The sequence below is a fragment of the Petrotoga sp. 8T1HF07.NaAc.6.1 genome, from assembly GCF_016772115.1.
Classification (GTDB): Bacteria; Thermotogota; Thermotogae; order Petrotogales; family Petrotogaceae; genus Petrotoga; species Petrotoga mobilis.
In genome coordinates, this window is the sequence record NZ_AUPG01000007.1 from 83204 (window position 1) to 103061 (window position 19858).

Sequence of the window (19858 nt, forward strand, 5' to 3'; positions counted from 1 at the left end):
TTTATAATTTAATCAAAGTTTTAAATGAGTTTTTTTCATTACTTGCGTAGTGAAATGCATCAGGTACTTGATCTATTCCATCGAAAATTTTTGATATTAATAATTGAGTATTAATTCTCTTTTGAGAAATTAAGTTTATTGATTCTGAAAAATCATCATCAGTATACATTAGGGCCCCCCTTATAATAAACTCTCTATCTTGAATTAAATGTAGTGGAACAGTACCAGGACCAGCGAAAACACCTATTACAATAATTGTACCATGTTTTCTAACTAAGTTAAAAGCTGTATCAATTGACGATTGTATCCCTACAGCTTCAAAAACAACATCAAAATCTTTATAGGCATTAGTTTCTTGAGGGCTCAATGCATCTGAAACGAAGTTGAATTCTTTTGCTTTTTGCACCTTCCAAGAATTAACATCAAAACCTATTACCTCTTTTGCACCATAGACCTTAGCAACTGCAGCCGTAAGAATTCCAATTGTTCCCAAACCAACTACGGCTACTCTTTTTCCAGCTAGACACGATAGCTTTGCGGCATGAACAGCTGTTGACAATGGTTCAGTTAATGTGAAGGCTTCAACTTCATCGTTTTTAGGATTAATTGGGAAAATCGCTTCGTTTGGTATTATAACTTTTTCTGCTAATAAACCCTCTTCTTGAAATCCTCTAACTTTTAAGTTCTCACATATATGAGGCATTCCATGTTTACAATAGTAACATTCATTATCCCAAATGGAGGGCCTAATAGCAACATATTGGCCTTTTTTAAATATATCAGACTTTTCAATGATTACAATAACTTCATGCCCAGTCGAAACTGGAAATTCTACAAAAGGATGTTTCCCTTTGAAAACGTGAACATCTGAGCCACAGATTCCGCAATATAAGATTTTTAAAAGGCTTTCGTCATTTTTTGGATCACGATCTAGTGAATATTCTTTTATAACAATTTTATTAGGCTCAAGGATTACCCCTCTTTTTAACATTTTAACACTTCTCCTCTTTATAATTTTTATTGTCTATAGAAATTCTAAAACACGTACTTTAACTACCTTTTATACATTTTATACATTCAATATTAAAGGTTTACCTTCTTTATATTATAATTTATTTGATACCACGTTTTTATCATTTACCATACAAAGCTCATTATATGGTAATTCTTCTCAACTGTATTTCGATTTCGTCTACTAAACATACTGAATTTAAATTGAAATAGTCACACAGTTTAGTAGAACCAAGAGTTTTCAAATAATGTTTTGAGAAATACATATTTAGAAGTTTCTTGATTTTTATCAGTCCGGCAATTACAAATCATTTTGTAATAACTTTAACCTTAGAGGAAGGAATACACAAAAAATATTACAGTGCATACGATACTGTTCAAAGAAGCAGAACCACTTATTTCAAAAGATAGATCAATTTGTGAACAGTTTAAAACGGGATATGCAAGCGGTTAGAAATTTTATACATCGAAAGATTAGCAGATGGTTCTGTGAATAAATTGAAAGTTATTAAGAGGATAATGTATGGAAGAAATAGATTTGAGATGTTGAGACAAGAAATTCTTTTTCTTGAGAATAATTGATAGGGTTCAACAATCAGTGGAAAGAACAACGTTTTGATTAGTAAGTGTACCTTGTTTCTTTAATTATCAACGGTTTCTTTAGTTGTTCTTGAATTTTCTCTTTATTCATCCTTGAATGTCGACCTCCCCTTTCGTTTTTCCTTCCATTGCGCACACAGCAGCGCCAAAACTTGTAGTTTCTTCCAATTTACTTAGGTAAAAATTTTTATTAAAGACTTTTTTTATGATGCTTATAAAATATTTATTTTTCTGTAGACCATTCCCCACCCCTAAGATATCTTCATAATCAATATTCATTTCTCTATAATATTTGTAGAGTTCTTCCACTATTCCATATGCAGCTGCTGTAACTAGATTCTGAATTGTAAAGTTGTTTAAACTTATGTTATCAATGGCTCCTCTCAATTGAGGATTATAACGTGTACCGTTTAATGTAGTGCGAAATTTTAAAGGTGAAACAGGTAACATTGAATTCTTGATGAATTCGTAAACATAATCGTCTTCAACGTTTTTTTTACAAGCCAAGCTTATAAAGCTTTTTATAAAATCTTTAATAGTGTCAATAGTCTTACCAGCGGATAAACTAGCTCCAACTAATAAATAATAATTATTTAAAAAAGGTCGATAATCTATGTATTTTGAAATCCTTTTTATTTCCTTAACTACAGCAGATATTTGCCCACTTGTTCCTATGCTTATAACCATCGAATTTATTTTATTGTAAGAAGTTTCAAGTTTCTTTTCAAAAATTGCGCCTAAAACTGACGCTTGATTGTCACCCATCCCTAAAAAAATCGGGGTACCAGTTAATTGAGGGATGTACTTTCCAACATTCCCAACAAAAGTTCCAGGTTCAGCAATTTTGGGAAGGTGAATTTCGCTGTATCCCAATGCATTGATTAGTTTCCAATTCCAATCTTTGTTTTCTAATGCGTAAAATCCACTGCTATGCGCTATAGTAGGATCTATAGGTATTGAATCGTATGTAGTATCTCCAGTGAGCTTTTTTACAATGAAATCTGGAGCAAAATGGAGAGAAAACCCCGAAGTACGTAGAAATTTTTGTAAAGGGAGTAAAGTTGTGACAGCATACCCTGGGCTTAGAAAGTATTGAAATTTTGAAAATAGCGATTTATAATTTTTATTAATATAATCTACATATGTAATTCCATTTTCATTTTTCTCTAAAGCTCTTTGATCTTGCCAAGTAATTATATTTGTTATTGGGGTGTTATCTTTCACAAGAAAAAAACTATGCATATTTCCGGTGACCGAAATAGCTTTGGTTCCTTTTAAATCAAAAACTTTAGTTAGATATTTTATAAAAGAATCAAAATCACTTTCTAATTTTTTTATGTCAAATTCACTTTTTAAACCATCGAAAATTAAACTTGTATTTTGTTTATTTGCGAAGGCAATTTCTTTACTTTTACTGTCGTATAAGCATGCACTGTAAGAAGTTGTCCCAAAATCTATCCCCAACACTTTCATTTTTTACACCTTCTAAGTAATTCCCATTACAAAAATTATTTTTTTCATTTTAATCACACTTTAAAGGGTTTTATTTCGTATGGTGTTATATTGAATACGATTTTATGATTTTTAAAAGGTAATTTTAGTTTCCTCTCCTTGAATTAAATTACATTCAACGGCTGGCGATCAATTTTTCAATGGAAGCCAGTCAAGAACTTTTTCAATATAAGTATCCCAAAATTTCCAGATTCTGGTTGATCCAGATAAAAAGAATTATTCCCAGAAGGCATCACAACAGCCAGGTTCCTTCCCTCAGCTAATCTTTGAATGCTTGTTTCTGACACCCAGCTAGTATAATTACCAAATCCACCATAAAGAAGATATAGTGTTTTAAAAGGATTATTGCCACTATCTGCGATTTAAGATGTAATTGAAAAATTTAATTTATCAACTGGTAGAACCACTATATTAAATTGTACCATTTTTGCCACCTTTCATTTCCTCCTGTACAATTTTTTTAGAAAACGAATTAGTAAATTTTTTATTTGTTTTAAGTAAATTTTAGATTAAAATTAAACACGACAGTTTTAATCTTATTTTCCTAAACCCTCAAAAGAAGGAATTAGAAAGGCTTTTAATGAAATTTTTTTCAAATCTTGCAAAAACAGAGATTTTAGAGTATAATCGCTAATAATTTACGCTAATCTTAAATAGTTACCAATAATTAGGAAAAATGAAATTTTTTTCATTTTCTTACAACTCTGAAAATATTTTCGTAATTTTTTTGAATTAAGGAGTTAGATGCTTTGGATAAAGATCAGGCATTAAAAAAATGTGGTTATTTGGGACCCAAAGGGACTTATAGTGAAATTGCCGTGGGGAAATATTTTGGTGAAAATGTTTCTTTGATTCCATTACAATCTATTTCAGATGTTTTTGAGATGGTTCAAAGTAAAGAAGTAGATTTTGGAGTTGTACCTATTGAAAATTCCGTGGAAGGTTCAGTGAATATTACAATGGATCTTTTATTCGAGAAATCAGATATTCAGGTAGTAGGAGAGTGTGTTGTTCCAATAAAACATTTTCTTCTATCTTATGAAAATTTAGACTTGGCAGAGATTAAAAAGCTTTTTTCCCATCAACAAGCTATTGGACAATGTGGTAAGTTTATAAAAAATAGATTGAATAATCCTGAAGTTATATTTACCGCAAGTACCGCAAATGCATGCGAAATAATAAAAGATGTGCCAAAAAGTGCGGCTATAGGTTCGGAAAATATTGTTAATATCTATAATTTAAAGGTCTTAGCTAAAGATATTCAAGACTCAAAAAGTAATTCAACCCGTTTTTTTGTGATTGCAAATCGTGATGGCTTTACAAATATTAAAGATCCAGAACAAAATTACAAAACCTCGATAATATGTTCTCCCAAGCAAAATAAACCTGGTGTTCTATACAATATGTTAAAAGCTTTCAAAGAAAAGAACATCAATCTAACAAGGATTGAGTCTCGACCAACCAAAAAGCAATTAGGTGAATATTCTTTTTATATAGATTTTGAAGGTTATACAGAAGATAAAGATGTAATAACAGCATTAGTTAAATTAGAAAAAATGAGTTCTTTCTTTAAAATTCTTGGAAGTTATCCAAAATGGAAAGAACGGGAATGAATTCTACCGGGGATTTTTTCAACATTTTTAAACATTATGAAAAGGGAGGATTATATGAGCGATAATAAACAAAGAAGCGACGAAATTAAAAAAGGAGTATCAAAAGCTCCACATCGTTCTTTGCTTTATGCCTTAGGGTTGACAAAAGATGAGATCGATAAACCTATAATAGGGATAGCTAACTCTGCGAACGATATAATACCAGGACATAAACATTTGAATGAAATATGCGAAAGTGTAAAAAATGGAGTATACGCTGCTGGAGGTTTGCCTTTAGCTTTTTCAACAATAGGAATCTGTGATGGTATCGCTATGGGACACAGCGGTATGAACTATTCATTACCGAGTAGAGAATTAATTGCCGATTCTATAGAATCTGTAGCTAGAGCCTACAAATTCGATGGATTGGTTCTTATTCCCAACTGCGATAAGATCGTTCCAGGGATGCTAATGGCCGCTTTGAGGCTAAATATTCCTGCCATTGTTGTAAGTGGAGGTCCAATGCTTGCGGGGAATTACAGAGGAAGAAAAATCGATTTACACGATATGTTTGAAGCGGTTGGTGCGAGAGTTGCCAATAAGATTTCTGATGAAGAGTTAAATGAAATGGAAATGAACGCCTGTCCTGGGTATGGATCTTGTGCTGGGATGTTTACTGCCAATTCAATGAACTGCCTAACAGAGGTTTTAGGACTTGCGCTGCCGGGAAATGGGACGATTCCGGCAGTTTTTTCTAGTAGGAGGGCTTTGGCAACAAAAAGTGGAGAAAAGATAATGGAGTTAGTAGCTAAAGATATTAAACCGTTGGATATATTCACCGAAAAAACAGTAGAAAATGCCTTTACTTTAGATATGGCTTTAGGTTGTTCTACCAACACGGCTTTACATTTGCCGGCAATTGTTCACGAAGCTGGAATCGATTTTGACATAGATATTATAAATAAAATTAGCTCAAAAACCCCACACCTATGTAGTTTATCCCCTGCAGGGATTCATCACATTGAAGATTTACATTATGCCGGTGGTATTCCTGCTGTACTAAAAGAATTGTCCAAGAAGAATTTGCTCCATCTAGACTGTTTGACCGTAACTGGGGAAACATTAGGTGAGAATCTCAAAACCGTTGGTTATGTCAACCAGGAAGTGATAAGGCCTATAGATAATCCGTACCATAAAGATGGAGGACTAGCGGTGTTAAAAGGTAATATAGCTCCTAACGGGGCAATCGTTAAACAGATAGCTGTATCGGATGAGATGTTGGTACATGAAGGACCTGCAAAGGTCTTCAACAAGGAAGAAGAAGCCATCAAAGCTATTTATGGGGGAAAAATTAAAGAAGGAGATGTAGTAGTTATCCTGTACGAAGGGCCAAAGGGAGGACCAGGTATGAGAGAGATGTTAGCACCTACTTCTGCATTAGCTGGTATGGGATTGGATAAGAAGGTTGCGCTGATCACCGATGGTAGATTCTCAGGAGCAACACGCGGCTCTGCCATAGGTCATGTGTCTCCCGAAGCTGCGGCAGGAGGTCCAATAGGGGTTGTAAGGGATGGGGATATGGTATCGATAAACATACCACAAAAGACTCTAAATTTAAAAATATCAGAAGAAGAATTACAAGCAAGATTGAATACTTTTAAACCGATACTTCCAAAAACTAGTGGGTATTTAGACAGGTACAGTAGGTTTGTACAATCAGCGGATAAAGGGGCGTTTTTAGAATAAAAAAATTAGAGAGGTGATTTTATGCCGATTCTTTCCGGGGCAAGAATATTCGTTGAATCACTTTTGAGGGAAAAGGTTGAAGTTGTATTTGGATATCCAGGAGGGAAGGTTATTCCCCTTTATGATGAACTGTACGACGCACCTATAAAACATATATTAGTTCGTCATGAACAAGGGGCAGCACATGCTGCAGATGGTTATGCAAGGAGTACAGGGAAGGTTGGGGTGTGTATAGCCACTTCTGGGCCTGGAGCTACGAACCTAGTTACAGGGTTAGCAACAGCATACATGGATTCCGTTCCAGTTGTTGCTTTTACAGGTCAAGCTCCGACGAGCCTAATAGGTACGGATTCATTCCAAGAAATAGATATAAGAGGAATAACCTTGCCTGTAACTAAGCACAATTACATGGTGACAAATGTGAAGGATTTAGCCAAGACAATAAAAGAAGCTTTTTACATAGCAAGAACCGGCAGACCAGGTCCCGTTTTAATTGATTTACCGGTGGATGTTCTTAAATCTCATGCTGATTTCATGTATCCTGAAAGTGTTCATCTCCCAGGATATCAACCAACATACGAAGGAAACTATATGCAAATAAAATCAGCTGCCGAGGCAATTAACTCTTCGCAAAGGCCTGTCATCTTTGCCGGTGGAGGGGTTATAAATTCTAATGCCTCAGAAGAACTAACAAATATGGCAACAAAGGGAAGAATACCAGTAGTTACGTCTCTCATGGGGCTTGGTGTTTTTCCAGAAGATCATGAGCTTTCTTTAAAGATGTTAGGTATGCACGGTACAATGTATGCCAACTACGCTATATCTGAAGCAGATTTGATAATAGGAATTGGAGTACGCTTTGATGACAGGGTAACGGGGAAGTTGGAAACGTTTGCTCCACATGCAAAGATCATCCATATAGATATCGATCCAGCTGAAGTAAATAAAAATGTTAAAGTGGATATCCCCATTGTTGGTAATGCGAAAAACGTTTTAGATAAATTAATTCCACTAATAAAGACGATCGAAAGAAAAGAATGGCTTGAACAAATAAAAGAATGGAAAAGACGATTTCCACTTAACTACGAATACGATGATAACAGTATTAAACCACAATACTTGATTGAAAAATTGGATGAGTTAACTGATGAAAATACGGTAATAGTAACAGAAGTTGGCCAAAATCAAATGTGGGCAGCCCAATACTTTCGTTTTTCGAAACCTAGGTCATTTATAACCTCTGGAGGTCTTGGAACTATGGGATACGGTTTACCAGCCAGTGTAGGTGTTCAGGTAGGAAATCCCAATAAAACGGTTATCAACATATCTGGTGACGGAAGTTTTCAAATGAATCTCCAGGAGTTGGCTACAATAAGTTCTAACAGGCTCCCCGTGAAAATAATTATTTTAAACAATGGAACCTTAGGGATGGTAAGACAGTGGCAAGAGTTATTTTTTGATGAAAGATATTCTGCCACTATACTTGAAAATCCTGATTTTGTTAAATTGGCTCAGGCTTATGGAATAAAATCGTTAAGAATCGATCAAACAAACGATGTAGAGATGGCTTTGAAAGAGGTTCTAAATTATGATGGCCCAGTTTTACTTGACGTCATTATTCCTCAAGATGAGAACGTATTCCCAATGGTTCCAGAAGGGGCATCGATCAATGAGATGTTGGAACTAAAAAAGAAAAAGAGAGAAAAGGAAAAACAGGGGGAGGTTGCATGAGACACATCTTATCAGTAACGGTGAATAATCAACCTGCAGTTTTGGCAAGAATATCTGGTCTATTCAGTAGGAGAAATTTCAACATACTGAGTTTAAATGTAGGGGAGACAGAATTTCCTGAGTATTCAAGAATGACCATAGTTGTCGAAGGAAACACAGACACACTCGAACAAGTGAAAAAACAGCTTTACAAACTTATAGATGTTATAAAGATCACTGAATTGAATCAAAGCAATATGATAGAGAGGGATATGGCGATAATTAAGGTAAATTGTGGAAAAAATCAAAGAAGCCAAGTTATTCAGGTGGTAGACGTTTTTAGGGGTAAGGTTGTCGATTTTTCCCTTGACACAATAACAGTTGAAATTACGGGGGATGAAAATAAAATAAATGCCTTTATCGAAATAATGAAGGATTTTGGCATTAAAGAAGTCGTGAGAACAGGGATCGTAGCTATAGATAGAGAAATGAACAACAACGCTTTGACAAATTCATAAAAATCAAAAAATAAAGGAGTGATAGTTCATGGTGGAAACATTTTATGAAAAAGATGCCGACTTAGGTTTATTGAAGGATAAAACTATAGCGGTTTTGGGTTACGGGAGTCAAGGTCACGCTCAGGCACAAAATCTTAAAGATAGCGGGTTAAAAGTAATTATAGGTCTGAAGAAAGATAGTAAAAGCAAAGAAACCGCTCAAAAAGATGGCTTTGAAGTGTACGAGACATCTGAAGCCGTTAAAAAAGGAGATATTATTCAAGTATTGATCCCTGATGAAGTTCAAAGTGAGGTGTACAAAAAAGACATAGAACCCAACTTAGACGAGGGTAATGCACTTGGATTTTCTCATGGTTTTAATATCCATTTTGGACAAATTGTGCCTCCAAAAAACGTAGATGTATTCATGGTTGCTCCCAAAAGTCCTGGCCATTTAGTTAGAAGGATGTATTTAGAAGGTAAAGGGGTTCCAGGATTATTAGCTGTTCATCAAGATTTTTCAGGAAAATCAAAAGAGTTGGGTTTATCTTACGCCAAAGGAATAGGTTGTACACGAGCAGGTGTCATCAAAACAACTTTTAAAGAGGAAACAGAAACAGACCTATTTGGAGAACAAGCGGTCTTATGTGGTGGAACTACATCACTTATCAAGGCAGGTTTTGAAACACTCGTTGAAGCGGGGTATCAACCAGAAATAGCCTATTTTGAATGTTTGAACGAACTAAAATTAATCGTAGATCTCTTGTATGAAGGCGGATTAAAAAAGATGAGATACTCCATAAGTGACACTGCACAATACGGAGATATTACCATCGGTCCCAAAATTATCGATGATAGGGTTAAAGAAACCATGAAAGATGTACTTTTAAACATACAGAATGGGAATTTCGCAAAGGACTGGATATTAGAAAACAAAGCCAATAGGCCTGTATTCAATGCTTTAACTGAAAAAGATAATAATTCTTTATTAGAGCAAGTGGGAGAGCAGTTGAGAGCGATGATGCCTTGGATAGAAAGCTAAAAAATATAGGCAAGTGGGAGAGTGATCAAATTTGAGAAAAATAAAAATTTTTGATACTACGTTGAGGGATGGTGAACAATCTCCAGGAGTAAGTTTGACAATGGAGGAGAAGTTGGCAATAGCCGAACAGCTTTCCTTGTTAAAAGTTGATGTAATAGAGGCTGGTTTTCCTATTTCTTCAAGTAGTGATTTTGAAAGTGTGAAAAACATCGCCCAAAAAATCAGAGATGTTGAGATTGCCGCTTTAGCAAGGGCGAATTACAAAGATATCGATTGTGCTTGGGAAGCACTTCAGGAAGCAGAACAACCAAGAATTCATGTGTTCATTGCCACTTCTCCTATTCACATGAAATATAAGCTGCAAATGAATGAAGATCAAGTTTTGGAAAGAGCAGTTGAGGCCGTAAAGTATGCAGCAAAGTATACTAATAACGTTGAATTTTCAGCAGAAGATGCTTCAAGAAGCGAGTTAGAGTTTTTGTACAAACTCTTTGAAAAAGTCATCGAAGCTGGTGCATGGGTAATTAACGTGCCTGATACGGTGGGATATGCAATTCCTCAAGAATTTGGTGAATTTATTAAAAAGATAAAAGAAAACACAAGGAACTTAGACAAGATTGAATTAAGTGTACATTGCCATAACGATTTAGGGATGGCAACTGCTAACACACTCGTTGCTCTGAAAGAGGGTGCCGATCAGGCAGAGGTTGCAGTCAATGGAATAGGAGAAAGGGCAGGCAACGCTGCCTTAGAAGAAGTTTTAATGGCGTTAGTTACCAGAAAAGATTATTTTGAAGATTTAGTCGTAACCCAGGATACAACTAAGATTTTAAAATTAAGCAACATGGTTTCACAATTTACTGGAATGGTTGTTCAACCTAATAAAGCAATAGTAGGTAAAAATGCCTTTGCACATGAATCTGGTATTCATCAAGATGGTGTTATCAAAGAGAGAACTACTTACGAAATAATGAAAGCAGAAAGTATAGGGTTGAATTCAAATAAACTAATTTTAGGGAAGCATTCGGGAAGACATGCCTTAAAGGAGTTCTTAACATCATCTGGTTACACCGTGAATGAAGAAACCTTTGAAAAGTTATTCATTAAATTCAAAGATCTAGCCAGTAAAAAAAAGAATTTAAATCCGCTTGATGTTGAAGCATTGATAAACGACGAACTATATAAAACCGAGGATTATTTCAAACTCAAATATTTATCCGTTACTACTGGAAACACTACACTACCGACAGCGACTATAAAGATAGCAAGAGGAGAAGATTTGATAGAAAAAGCAGCTTGCAGTGGAGACGGGCCAATAGATGCAATATTTAAAGCCATAAACGAAATCGCTGAAGAAGAAAATATCACTTTGATTTCGTATAAGATTGAAGGGGTTACAGAGGGGACCGATGCCTTAGGAGAAACAACCGTTAAACTCAAAATTGGAGAAGATGTGTACGTTGGGCATTCTGTTGAAACAGATATTACCCAAGCGAGTACTTTGGCTTATCTAAATGCCTTGAATAAATATATGACTAAGAAACTCCAAACTACAAAAAAATAAAATAATAAAGTGAGGAAATAAAGAAATGACAATTGTAGAGAAGATCCTTGCATCTCATTCAAATAAAAGTGAAGTTAAACCCGGAGAGATTGTTAATGCGAGAGTGGATCTTGTACTTGGGAACGATGTAACAACTCCTGTTGCCATCAAAGAATTTAGAAAAATAGGATTATCCAAAGTATTTGATAATGAAAGAATTGCAATAGTTCCAGACCACTTTACCCCAAACAAAGATATAAAATCCGCGCAAAATGCTCTACTTATAAGAAATTTTGCAAAAGAGATGAATATTCTTAATTATTTTGAGATAGGTAAAATGGGAATAGAACACTGTCTAATACCTGAAAAAGGACTAGCCTTACCAGGTGAAATCGTTGTAGGAGCAGATTCCCATACGTGTACCTATGGTGCTCTTAACTGTTTAGGTACAGGTGTTGGAAGCACCGATATGGCTGCGGCAATGGCTACCGGTTACTTATGGTTCCGAGTCCCAGAAAGTATAAAAATCGTATACAAAGGAAAGTTAAACCCATGGGTAAGTGGAAAGGATTTGATACTTTACACGATAGGAGATATAGGAGTGGATGGAGCCCTGTATAAATCTATTGAGTTTACTGGAGAAACGATCGAAGACCTTTCTATGGATTCGAGAATGACTATGGCGAACATGGCGATAGAAGCAGGGGCTAAATGTGGATTATTTGAATACGATGAAAAAACCAAAGAGTACTTAAAAGAAAGGGCAGTAAGAGATTATACACCGGTAAGTAGCGATCCCGATGCTTCATATGAAGAAGTTATCGAATATGATGTATCAAATATTGAACCACAGGTGGCTTTCCCACATTTGCCAGAAAACACCAAACCTGTTACTGAAGCAAAGAGGATAAAAATTGATCAATCGGTAATTGGTTCTTGCACCAATGGAAGAATAGAAGACTTAAGAATCGCTGCTCACGTACTTAAGGGACACAAAGTTAACTCTGATGTAAGATGCATTATTTTTCCTGGCACCCAAGATATATACATGCAGGCACTAAAAGAAGGTTTAATTGAAATATTCATCGAAGCGGGAGCCGCCGTAAGTACACCAACGTGCGGACCTTGCCTAGGTGGACACATGGGAGTTTTGGCAAAAGGTGAGAAGGCGATATCTACAACTAACAGGAATTTTGTTGGAAGGATGGGTCATCCAGAAAGTGAAGTTTATTTATCCAATCCTGCGGTGGCGGCAGCTTCTGCTATTACTGGATACATCACTCATCCTGAGGAGGTTATAAGGTGAAATTCAGAGGGAGAGTTTTCAAATACGGTGACAACGTTGATACCGATGTTATTATACCAGCTAGATATCTAAACAACCCTGAACCAGAGATATTGGCACAACATTGTATGGAAGATATAGATAAAGATTTCGTAAAAAAAGTTCAAAAAGGAGACATTATAGTAGCCGGAAGGAATTTCGGTTCTGGAAGTTCTCGTGAACATGCTCCATTATCGATTAAGGCGGCAGGTGTTTCTTGTGTCATAGCAGAAAGTTTTGCAAGGATTTTTTATCGAAACGCCATCAATATTGGATTACCTATACTTATTTCTAAAGAGGCTTCTCATAATATCCAAGATGGTTCGGAAATAGAGGTAGACTTAGACAATGGAATCATCAAAGATCTAAAAAACAAGAAAGAATACTATTCAGAGAAATATCCTAAATTTCTTCAAGAAATAATATCTTCCGGGGGATTGATAGAGAAGATCAAAAAGGAGGTCGCTCAATAGATGCCGTCGATAGCTGTTCTACCAGGGGATGGAATTGGGAAGGAAGTAATCAACGAAGGTCTTAAAATATTAAATTTTATGGGAGAAAAGTATAATTTGAATCTCAAATTTGAAGAGTTCGAGGTTGGAGCCGAACGGTATCTAAAATCTGGAGAATTAATCCCAGACTCTCTATTGAAACGATTAGAAACCTTCGATGCCATATATTTGGGTGCAGTAGGGGATCCAAGAGTACCAGCAGGTGTCTTAGAGCATGGGATACTATTAAAATTACGATTTCATTTTGATCAATACGTCAATTTAAGACCAATAAAACTACTAAACGACAGGTTTTCGCCTTTGAAAAAGAAAGGCGTTAATGAGATCAATTTTACAGTAATAAGAGAAAATACTGAAGGACTCTATGCAGGTGTTGGTGGAATTTTAAAAAAAGATACTCAAGACGAAGTAGCAATACAAGAGATGATTTCAACTAGAAAAGGTGTAGAGCGTATCATCCGGTACGCTTTTGAGTATGCAAAAAATCTCAATGGGAAACTAACACTCTGTGATAAAAGTAACGTACTAACTTATTCTCACGGCTTATGGTTGAGGGTATTTGAAGAGTTAAAGAAGGAATACCCAGACGTTCAGACTGATCATTACTACGTAGATGCTATAACGATGAAAATGGTACGAAATCCCGAAATATTTGATGTGATAGTAACCTGTAACATGTTTGGGGACATCATCACAGATTTGGGTGCAGAACTTCAGGGGGGGATGGGGTTGGCTGCCTCAGGAAATATTAATCCCAACAGTGTTTCCATGTTTGAACCCGTTCATGGTTCAGCTCCCGATATTGCTGGTAAAGGTATTGCCAATCCTATAGCTGCTATTTTAGCTGCAGCAATGATGTTAGAATATTTTGGAAGAAAAGATTTAGCTGAAAAAGTTGAAGGTGCGATTAAAACATCGATCGATGAAAACTTACTTTCTCAAGACATGGGGGGAAATTTAAGCACCAGTGAAGTAGGAGACGAAATTGTCAAAATTTTAAAAAGAGGGTGAACCAAATTGAAAGAACCTAAATTGTTTGATACCACTTTAAGAGATGGAACCCAAGGAGAGAATGTTTCTCTAACTGTAGAAGATAAATTAAAGATAGCAAAAAAATTGGATGAGTACGGAATAGACTACATCGAAGGTGGTTGGCCAGGATCCAATCCTAAAGATGAAGAGTTTTTTAAAAAGGTTCAAAGTATGTCATTCAAAAACAGTGAGATAGTTGCATTTAGCTCTACAAAAAGATACGGAATAAAGGCAGAAGATGATCCGAATATTTTAAAATTGGTTTCTTCTGGGGCAAAAATCGTTACTATATTTGCAAAAAGTTGGGACTTCCATGTATCTCAAGCCTTGGGCATTTCTCTTGATGACAACCTGAAACTTATAGAAGATACGATAACCTTCTTAAAAAGAAAAGGTATAGAAGTATTTTTTGATGCCGAACACTTTTTTGATGGTTTTTACCATAATCAACAATATGCCATTAAAACATTAGAAGTTGCACAAAACTCTGGCGCTTCGATCGCTGTTTTATGTGACACAAACGGAGGACAAACCCCTTCAAAGATCAAAGAGGCAATAGAAGAGGTAAAAGCGAGAATAAAAATACCTTTGGGCATTCATGCTCACAACGATTCTGGCCTAGCTGTGGCGAATTCTCTTACAGCCTTACAAGAAGGAGTTGAACAAATACAAGGAACGGTTGGAGGCTTAGGGGAAAGATGTGGTAATGCAGACCTCTGTATTATAATACCTAACTTGAAGTTTAAATACGGATTTAGATTACCGAAAATAAATGTAGAAAAAACGACTTCACTTTATAATTACGTATTTGAAGTTGCTAACTTAACTCCTGACAACAGGATCCCTTACGTGGGAAGAAGTGCCTTCACACATAAAGGTGGTGTCCATGTTAGCGCCATTCTTAAAAATCCACTCACTTATGAACACATATCTCCGGAATGGGTTGGGAACACTAGAAGAATATTAGTTTCTGAGTTATCAGGAAAAAGCAATTTGAAATCAAAGTTGGAAGAATTGGGCTTTGATATTACACAATTTTCTGAAGAACAGTTCAAAAAGTTAACATTGAAGATCAAGGAATATGAGCATGATGGATATCAATTTGAAGGTGCAGATGCTTCTTTGAAACTCTTAGTATTAAGAGAATTTTTTGATTACACACCGAATTTTCAAGTGGAAAATTTCAACATTCTTCATTACAATTTTGGCGAAGGTACGGGAACCGAAGCTATTGTCAAATTAAAAATAAACGATGAAACCGTCCATGCCGTTGCTGAAGGTGATGGCCCTGTGAATGCTTTAGATATGGCGTTGCGAAAGGCTCTAGAAGACTTTTTCCCATCCCTGAAAAGCATGAAATTGATAGACTACAAAGTAAGGGTGCTTGACAGTGCTTCTGGAACCGCTGCTAAGGTACGAGTCTTAATAGAAACTTCAGACACAGATAAAACTTGGACTACTGTGGGTGTTTCAACTAACATAATTCAAGCCAGCTGGAAAGCATTGTTAGACAGCGTGGAATACGGATTGTTTGTGGATAATCTGTTCCCCGTAAAAGAAAACTAACATAACTTTTAAAATAAAAGATTTTAAAAAGGTAGTATCGAGAGGTATACTTTTTTATCCTTATGGGTGGGCTGCGGGGCGAAGGGGCGCTAAAGGCTATAAAACTTTTCAGGAGGAGATAAAAAATGGAAAATATATACGCTAATCGTATGAAAAACGTTCCACGTTCTTTTATAAGAGAGATACTTAAAGTAGTTGATGACCCCGAAATAATTTCATTTGCAGGTGGTTTACCAAATCCTGATTTGTTTCCAGTCAACGAGATAAAAAATGCCGCTGTTTCTCAGTTTGATAATCACGGTAAAGAGATACTTCAATACAGTTCCACAGAAGGATATCCACCTTTAAGAGAATTCATCGCCAATAGGTACAACGAAAAAAAAGGTTTAAACATAACAAAAGATGATGTTTTAATAACTCATGGTTCTCAACAAGCCCTCGACTTACTCGGAAAACTTTTTTTAAATGAAGATGATTTCATTGCAATTGAAGAACCTGGATACTTGGGAGCTATACAAGCATTAGCAGTATACACAAAAAACTTTAAAACCGTAAAACTATCCCAAGAGGGTCTTGATTTAGAAGAATTAAAAGATGTTTTGGAAGAATTTTCACCAAAATTACTTTACACCGTCCCAAATTTTCAAAACCCTTCAGGAATTACTTATACAAATAAAAATAGAGAAAAGATAGCTGAGATGTTGAAAAAACACAATATTTACCTAATAGAGGATGACCCATATGGAGAGTTAAGATTTGAAGGGGAAGATAGTGTTTCATTCAAAAAATTGATTCCTGAACAAACGATACTTTTAGGATCTTTCTCAAAAATTGTTGCCCCAGGATTTAGGCTGGGTTGGGTAGTTGCTCCCAAAGATGTACTGGAAAATCTTGTGACTGCTAAGCAAGGGGCTGATCTACATTCTAATTATGTAGGGCAAAGAATACTATACCAGTTCTTGAAAGAGAACGACCTAGACAAACATATAATGAACATAAAAATGAGATATGGTGCTCAAAAAAATGCGATGATAAAAAGTATTAAAAAATATTTCCCCAAAGATGTAGAATATACGAATCCACAGGGAGGAATGTTTCTTTGGGTAACTTTGCCTAACAATATTTCTGCTCTTGAGTTGTTTGACAAAGCTATAGAAAAAAAGGTTGCCTTCGTCCCCGGAGACCCTTTTTACATCGACAAGAAAAATGTAAATACCTTGAGATTAAATTATTCCTGTTCAAATGAAGAAAGTATTGAAGAAGGTATAAAAAGGTTAGCTTCTACAATACACGAATTAGTCGTTTAAATGTTCGTCAAACTTTTTAGGCAAAAATGCATCTCTTAATCCTATAAGGAAAATAATTATCCCAAACACGATGCCTAAATTTAAGTCCCTCAATGATGCTATAATGTACCCCAGGGAAAAACCATTTAACATCCAAGATAGAATAATTAACAATTTTTTGTTATACGCTGTATAAAGAACAGCAAAAAAGGCAGACAGGTTAATCAACAAATAAAAATAAGACGGATTAAAATTATTTAAATACCCAAAAAAAGAAAATAAAATCCCTACTAACAAAATAAAGTTGCCCAATTTGCTGTACATACTTTTTTTCCAGGAAATGTACAATATAATACCTAAGATTACTAGTGACAAAATCCAAAACAGCATATCAGCTAGAAAAAAACCAATTGTAGCGTTTATGAATGTTGAAATTAAAGTAAAAGCCATTTTTCCACCCCTTTTTCAAATAAACTCGTTCTATTTTACTCGACTTAAGTAACCAAAAAATTACCCCTTTCTAAATAGTTAAGAAAGGGGTAATTTTTGTTATTTTATCATCACGGATAAATGCCTCTTAACTTTGTAGCGTTTGCCACACGTTCTATGGCTCTCACATATGCAGCTGTTCTCATGTCGACCTCATACTTATCCATTGTTTGAGCAACGTCACAAAATGCGTTCTTCATCTTTTTTTGTAGAGCTTTTCTAATGTCCTCAAGTTCCCAAAAATTCCATTGAAGTCCTTGTACCCACTCGAAGTACGAAACCGTCACGCCACCAGCATTTGCCAAGAAATCTGGTACTATGAAGACATTTTTGGACAACAAGATATCGTCAGCTTCTGGAGTTAGTGGACCGTTAGCTCCTTCAACGATGAGTTTTGCCCTTATATCATCCGCATTATCTTCGTTAATTGCATTTTCCATTGCGCAAGGTGCAAAAACATCTACATCTAACTTCAATAACTCTTCGTTGGTTATCTCTTTATAACCTTCTTCGTTAACATCCAATAACAAGGCTTTTCTATCTCTAGTTTTATCCATCAGATAACGAATCTCTTCTGCGGTGAAACCGGATTCTTTATAAAAACCACCACTATAATCAGATATTGCAACCAACCTATATCTACTTTCTTCTGTTAGAGTCAAAGCTAAGTAAGAACCGACATTACCAAAACCTTGAATGGCGACGGTTATCGCTTCATCTTTTTTATTTAGTCTTCCCCTGTCTCTCAAATATTTTACAGCTTCCTCGATACATATATTTACTCCTCTTCCAGTAGCTTCTGTTCTTCCTTCAGAACCTCCAATCTCTAAAGGCTTCCCTGTAACTATGCCTAAAGTTGTATGTCCTATATTCATAGAATATGTATCCATAAACCAAGACATTATTTGACCATTAGTGTTTACATCTGGGGCGGGGATATCTTTTTCTTCACCTATTATGATTTGAATTTCAGAGAAGAACCTTCGCGACAATCTTTCCAATTCAGAATCCGAAAGTTTAAAAGGATCCACTGTAACGCCGCCTTTAGCTCCACCATAGGGGATGTCCACTACAGCAGACTTCCAAGTCATCCAAAAAGCCAAAGCTTTAACTTCGTCTAATGTGACATCTGGATGGTATCTAATTCCACCTTTTGCTGGACCTCTAGAAACATTGTGTTGTACTCTGTAACCTGTAAAAACTTTGATTGATCCATCATCCATACGTACTGGAAAATTAACGGTAAGTTCTCTCTTAGGTTTGATTAATACTTCTCTTAAATTTCTATCTAATTCCATGATTCTAGCGGCTCTGTCGAATTGCTTAACTGCGTTATCAAATAAGCTTACTTTCTTTGTTTCTTCCATCTTTAGAATCCTCCTTTTTCTAATTGTTTCTCTCTTTCTATAAACTACTATAGAACTTCATTATTATTGTACATAAATATTTTATCCCTTTTTTCTCAAAGTTTCAAATCCAAAGAAATCTATTCTTAGGCGATTAGAAGCAATTATAGTAATTTATGCCCGAATATCAAGGTTTTTGTCAACTATGAAAAAAATTTCAAAGAAAATTTTTTCATAGAATCTCTTCAACAATTTATGATATAATAAAATGAACAATTTATTATGGGAGAGAGTCAAATTGACAGAGGAAAAATTCATTGAAGATCTTAAAAAAAATGATCCTGATGCTTTTAAAAGATTATATGAAGAGTATGCGCCAAAAATTTATGGGGTTTTAAGAAATTACGTTAACCACGATGAAATAGAAGATGCCCTTCAAGAAGTGTTTATAAGAATTATTAGAGGGATAAATGGATTTAAAGGCCTTTCCAAGTTATCTACTTGGATTTATAGAATAGCTGTCAACGTTGGAAAAAATTATTCTCGCAAATATCAAAGAAGTAAAGAAACTTCGGTGGATTTTGAAGATGAAACGGAGCAAAATCATAATATCCAAGCAATTTCCAATACCAATGTTAAAAATGAAGTATTAGAAGAACTCGATTACCAAATGATTTTAAATATAATGGAAAAATTAGACGAAGAAGAAAGACTACTGATTAAATTAAGAGATATCGATGGGCTTAGTTACAATGAAATTGCTGAGATAATGGAAATCCCTCTTGGGACGGTGAAAAGTAGGTTGCATTACGCGAGGAAAAAATTGAGACAATTGATAGAGGAGGCTAACTTCGTATGAACGAAAAAGAAGAAGAATTGTTGAATGAATTTTTTGAGGGAAAAATCAAGGAAGATGAGTTGAACGAAAATTGCAAGAAAATGATCGATATATATAGGGGCATTATAAAAACATATTTTTCCTGCGAAAACTCTGTTATCAACAATGTTAAAAACAAACTTAATCTTGGATAATCACTTAATGAAAGGGCT

The 19858-nt window shown here is 35.3% G+C and carries 17 protein-coding genes and 1 pseudogene; 13 read left to right on the forward strand and 5 right to left on the reverse strand.

Annotated elements, in window-relative coordinates:
- Position 1: 1 nt before the first annotated feature.
- The 3 genes and pseudogenes from NAAC61_RS06200 to NAAC61_RS11335 all read right to left on the reverse strand — a co-directional run.
- Positions 2-991, reverse strand: coding sequence for a zinc-dependent alcohol dehydrogenase (locus tag NAAC61_RS06200; RefSeq protein ID WP_103079289.1), 990 nt, complete (start codon positions 989-991; stop codon positions 2-4).
- Between the two features lie 707 nt (positions 992-1698).
- Positions 1699-3084 (reverse strand): sedoheptulokinase, encoded by a 1386-nt coding sequence (locus NAAC61_RS06205; protein ID WP_012209389.1) that lies wholly within the window; start codon positions 3082-3084, stop codon positions 1699-1701.
- A 218-nt stretch (positions 3085-3302) separates the two neighbouring features.
- Positions 3303-3548 (reverse strand): annotated as a pseudogene (locus NAAC61_RS11335) (acetylesterase); the annotation flags it as partial.
- Between the two features lie 324 nt (positions 3549-3872).
- Here NAAC61_RS11335 and pheA point away from each other — a divergent pair.
- From pheA to NAAC61_RS06260, 11 genes are all read left to right on the forward strand, one after another.
- Positions 3873-4736: a prephenate dehydratase gene (gene pheA, locus NAAC61_RS06210; protein ID WP_202695518.1), complete on the forward strand. Its 864-nt coding sequence runs from the start codon at positions 3873-3875 to the stop codon at positions 4734-4736.
- Positions 4737-4790: 54 nt separating this feature from the next.
- A complete protein-coding gene (gene ilvD, locus NAAC61_RS06215) occupies positions 4791-6461 on the forward strand; it encodes a dihydroxy-acid dehydratase (RefSeq protein WP_121515328.1) in 1671 nt (556 codons plus the stop codon).
- Positions 6462-6482: 21 nt separating this feature from the next.
- Positions 6483-8192 (forward strand): biosynthetic-type acetolactate synthase large subunit, encoded by a 1710-nt coding sequence (gene ilvB / locus NAAC61_RS06220; protein WP_202695519.1) that lies wholly within the window; start codon positions 6483-6485, stop codon positions 8190-8192.
- A complete protein-coding gene (ilvN, locus tag NAAC61_RS06225; protein ID WP_202695520.1) occupies positions 8189-8689 on the forward strand; it encodes an acetolactate synthase small subunit in 501 nt (166 codons plus the stop codon). Before ilvB ends, ilvN begins: the two co-directional genes overlap by 4 nt.
- Positions 8690-8717: 28 nt before the next feature.
- Positions 8718-9710, forward strand: a complete 993-nt coding sequence (gene ilvC / locus NAAC61_RS06230; RefSeq protein ID WP_237729795.1) for a ketol-acid reductoisomerase — start codon at positions 8718-8720, stop codon at positions 9708-9710.
- 31 nt (positions 9711-9741) lie between these two features.
- Positions 9742-11274 (forward strand): 2-isopropylmalate synthase, encoded by a 1533-nt coding sequence (locus NAAC61_RS06235; RefSeq protein WP_012209382.1) that lies wholly within the window; start codon positions 9742-9744, stop codon positions 11272-11274.
- Between the two features lie 25 nt (positions 11275-11299).
- Complete coding sequence (gene leuC / locus NAAC61_RS06240; RefSeq protein ID WP_012209381.1) at positions 11300-12559, forward strand: 3-isopropylmalate dehydratase large subunit; 1260 nt, start codon at positions 11300-11302, stop codon at positions 12557-12559.
- The gene (leuD, locus tag NAAC61_RS06245; protein ID WP_012209380.1) at positions 12556-13050 is read left to right on the forward strand and encodes a 3-isopropylmalate dehydratase small subunit; all 495 of its coding nucleotides are present in this window, start codon (positions 12556-12558) and stop codon (positions 13048-13050) included. The genes leuC and leuD overlap by 4 nt, the downstream gene beginning before the upstream one ends.
- Positions 13051-14100 (forward strand): 3-isopropylmalate dehydrogenase, encoded by a 1050-nt coding sequence (locus tag NAAC61_RS06250; protein WP_103064684.1) that lies wholly within the window; start codon positions 13051-13053, stop codon positions 14098-14100.
- Between the two features lie 6 nt (positions 14101-14106).
- Positions 14107-15687 carry a citramalate synthase gene (cimA, locus tag NAAC61_RS06255; protein ID WP_103064683.1) on the forward strand — a complete coding sequence of 527 codons (1581 nt, stop codon included), beginning with the start codon at positions 14107-14109 and terminating at the stop codon, positions 15685-15687.
- Positions 15688-15812: 125 nt separating this feature from the next.
- Positions 15813-16994 carry an aminotransferase-like domain-containing protein gene (locus tag NAAC61_RS06260; protein ID WP_121959217.1) on the forward strand — a complete coding sequence of 394 codons (1182 nt, stop codon included), beginning with the start codon at positions 15813-15815 and terminating at the stop codon, positions 16992-16994.
- On the opposite strand, the gene NAAC61_RS06265 is transcribed toward NAAC61_RS06260, so the two are convergent.
- Positions 16983-17423: a hypothetical protein gene (locus tag NAAC61_RS06265; RefSeq protein ID WP_202695521.1), complete on the reverse strand. Its 441-nt coding sequence runs from the start codon at positions 17421-17423 to the stop codon at positions 16983-16985. The two genes, NAAC61_RS06260 and NAAC61_RS06265, sit on opposite strands and share 12 nt — an antisense overlap.
- Before the next feature lie 110 nt (positions 17424-17533).
- Positions 17534-18829: a Glu/Leu/Phe/Val family dehydrogenase gene (locus tag NAAC61_RS06270; RefSeq protein WP_103064680.1), complete on the reverse strand. Its 1296-nt coding sequence runs from the start codon at positions 18827-18829 to the stop codon at positions 17534-17536.
- 277 nt (positions 18830-19106) lie between these two features.
- On the opposite strand from NAAC61_RS06270, the gene NAAC61_RS06275 reads away from it, so the two are divergent.
- The gene (locus tag NAAC61_RS06275; RefSeq protein WP_202695522.1) at positions 19107-19667 is read left to right on the forward strand and encodes an RNA polymerase sigma factor; all 561 of its coding nucleotides are present in this window, start codon (positions 19107-19109) and stop codon (positions 19665-19667) included.
- A complete protein-coding gene (locus tag NAAC61_RS06280) occupies positions 19664-19840 on the forward strand; it encodes a hypothetical protein (RefSeq protein ID WP_158584805.1) in 177 nt (58 codons plus the stop codon). Before NAAC61_RS06275 ends, NAAC61_RS06280 begins: the two co-directional genes overlap by 4 nt.
- The last annotated feature ends 18 nt before the right edge of the window (positions 19841-19858 follow it).

Coding starts and splice junctions, on each gene's coding strand:
- NAAC61_RS06200 (WP_103079289.1), bottom strand. CDS start 991: ATGTTAAAAAGAGGGGTAATCCTTGAGCCTAATAAAATTGTTATAAAA.
- NAAC61_RS06205 (WP_012209389.1), bottom strand. CDS start 3,084: ATGAAAGTGTTGGGGATAGATTTTGGGACAACTTCTTACAGTGCATGC.
- ilvD (WP_121515328.1), top strand. CDS start 4,791: ATGAGCGATAATAAACAAAGAAGCGACGAAATTAAAAAAGGAGTATCA.
- ilvB (WP_202695519.1), top strand. CDS start 6,483: ATGCCGATTCTTTCCGGGGCAAGAATATTCGTTGAATCACTTTTGAGG.
- ilvN (WP_202695520.1), top strand. CDS start 8,189: ATGAGACACATCTTATCAGTAACGGTGAATAATCAACCTGCAGTTTTG.
- ilvC (WP_237729795.1), top strand. CDS start 8,718: ATGGTGGAAACATTTTATGAAAAAGATGCCGACTTAGGTTTATTGAAG.
- leuC (WP_012209381.1), top strand. CDS start 11,300: ATGACAATTGTAGAGAAGATCCTTGCATCTCATTCAAATAAAAGTGAA.
- NAAC61_RS06250 (WP_103064684.1), top strand. CDS start 13,051: ATGCCGTCGATAGCTGTTCTACCAGGGGATGGAATTGGGAAGGAAGTA.
- NAAC61_RS06260 (WP_121959217.1), top strand. CDS start 15,813: ATGGAAAATATATACGCTAATCGTATGAAAAACGTTCCACGTTCTTTT.
- NAAC61_RS06265 (WP_202695521.1), bottom strand. CDS start 17,423: ATGGCTTTTACTTTAATTTCAACATTCATAAACGCTACAATTGGTTTT.
- NAAC61_RS06270 (WP_103064680.1), bottom strand. CDS start 18,829: ATGGAAGAAACAAAGAAAGTAAGCTTATTTGATAACGCAGTTAAGCAA.
- NAAC61_RS06280 (WP_158584805.1), top strand. CDS start 19,664: ATGAACGAAAAAGAAGAAGAATTGTTGAATGAATTTTTTGAGGGAAAA.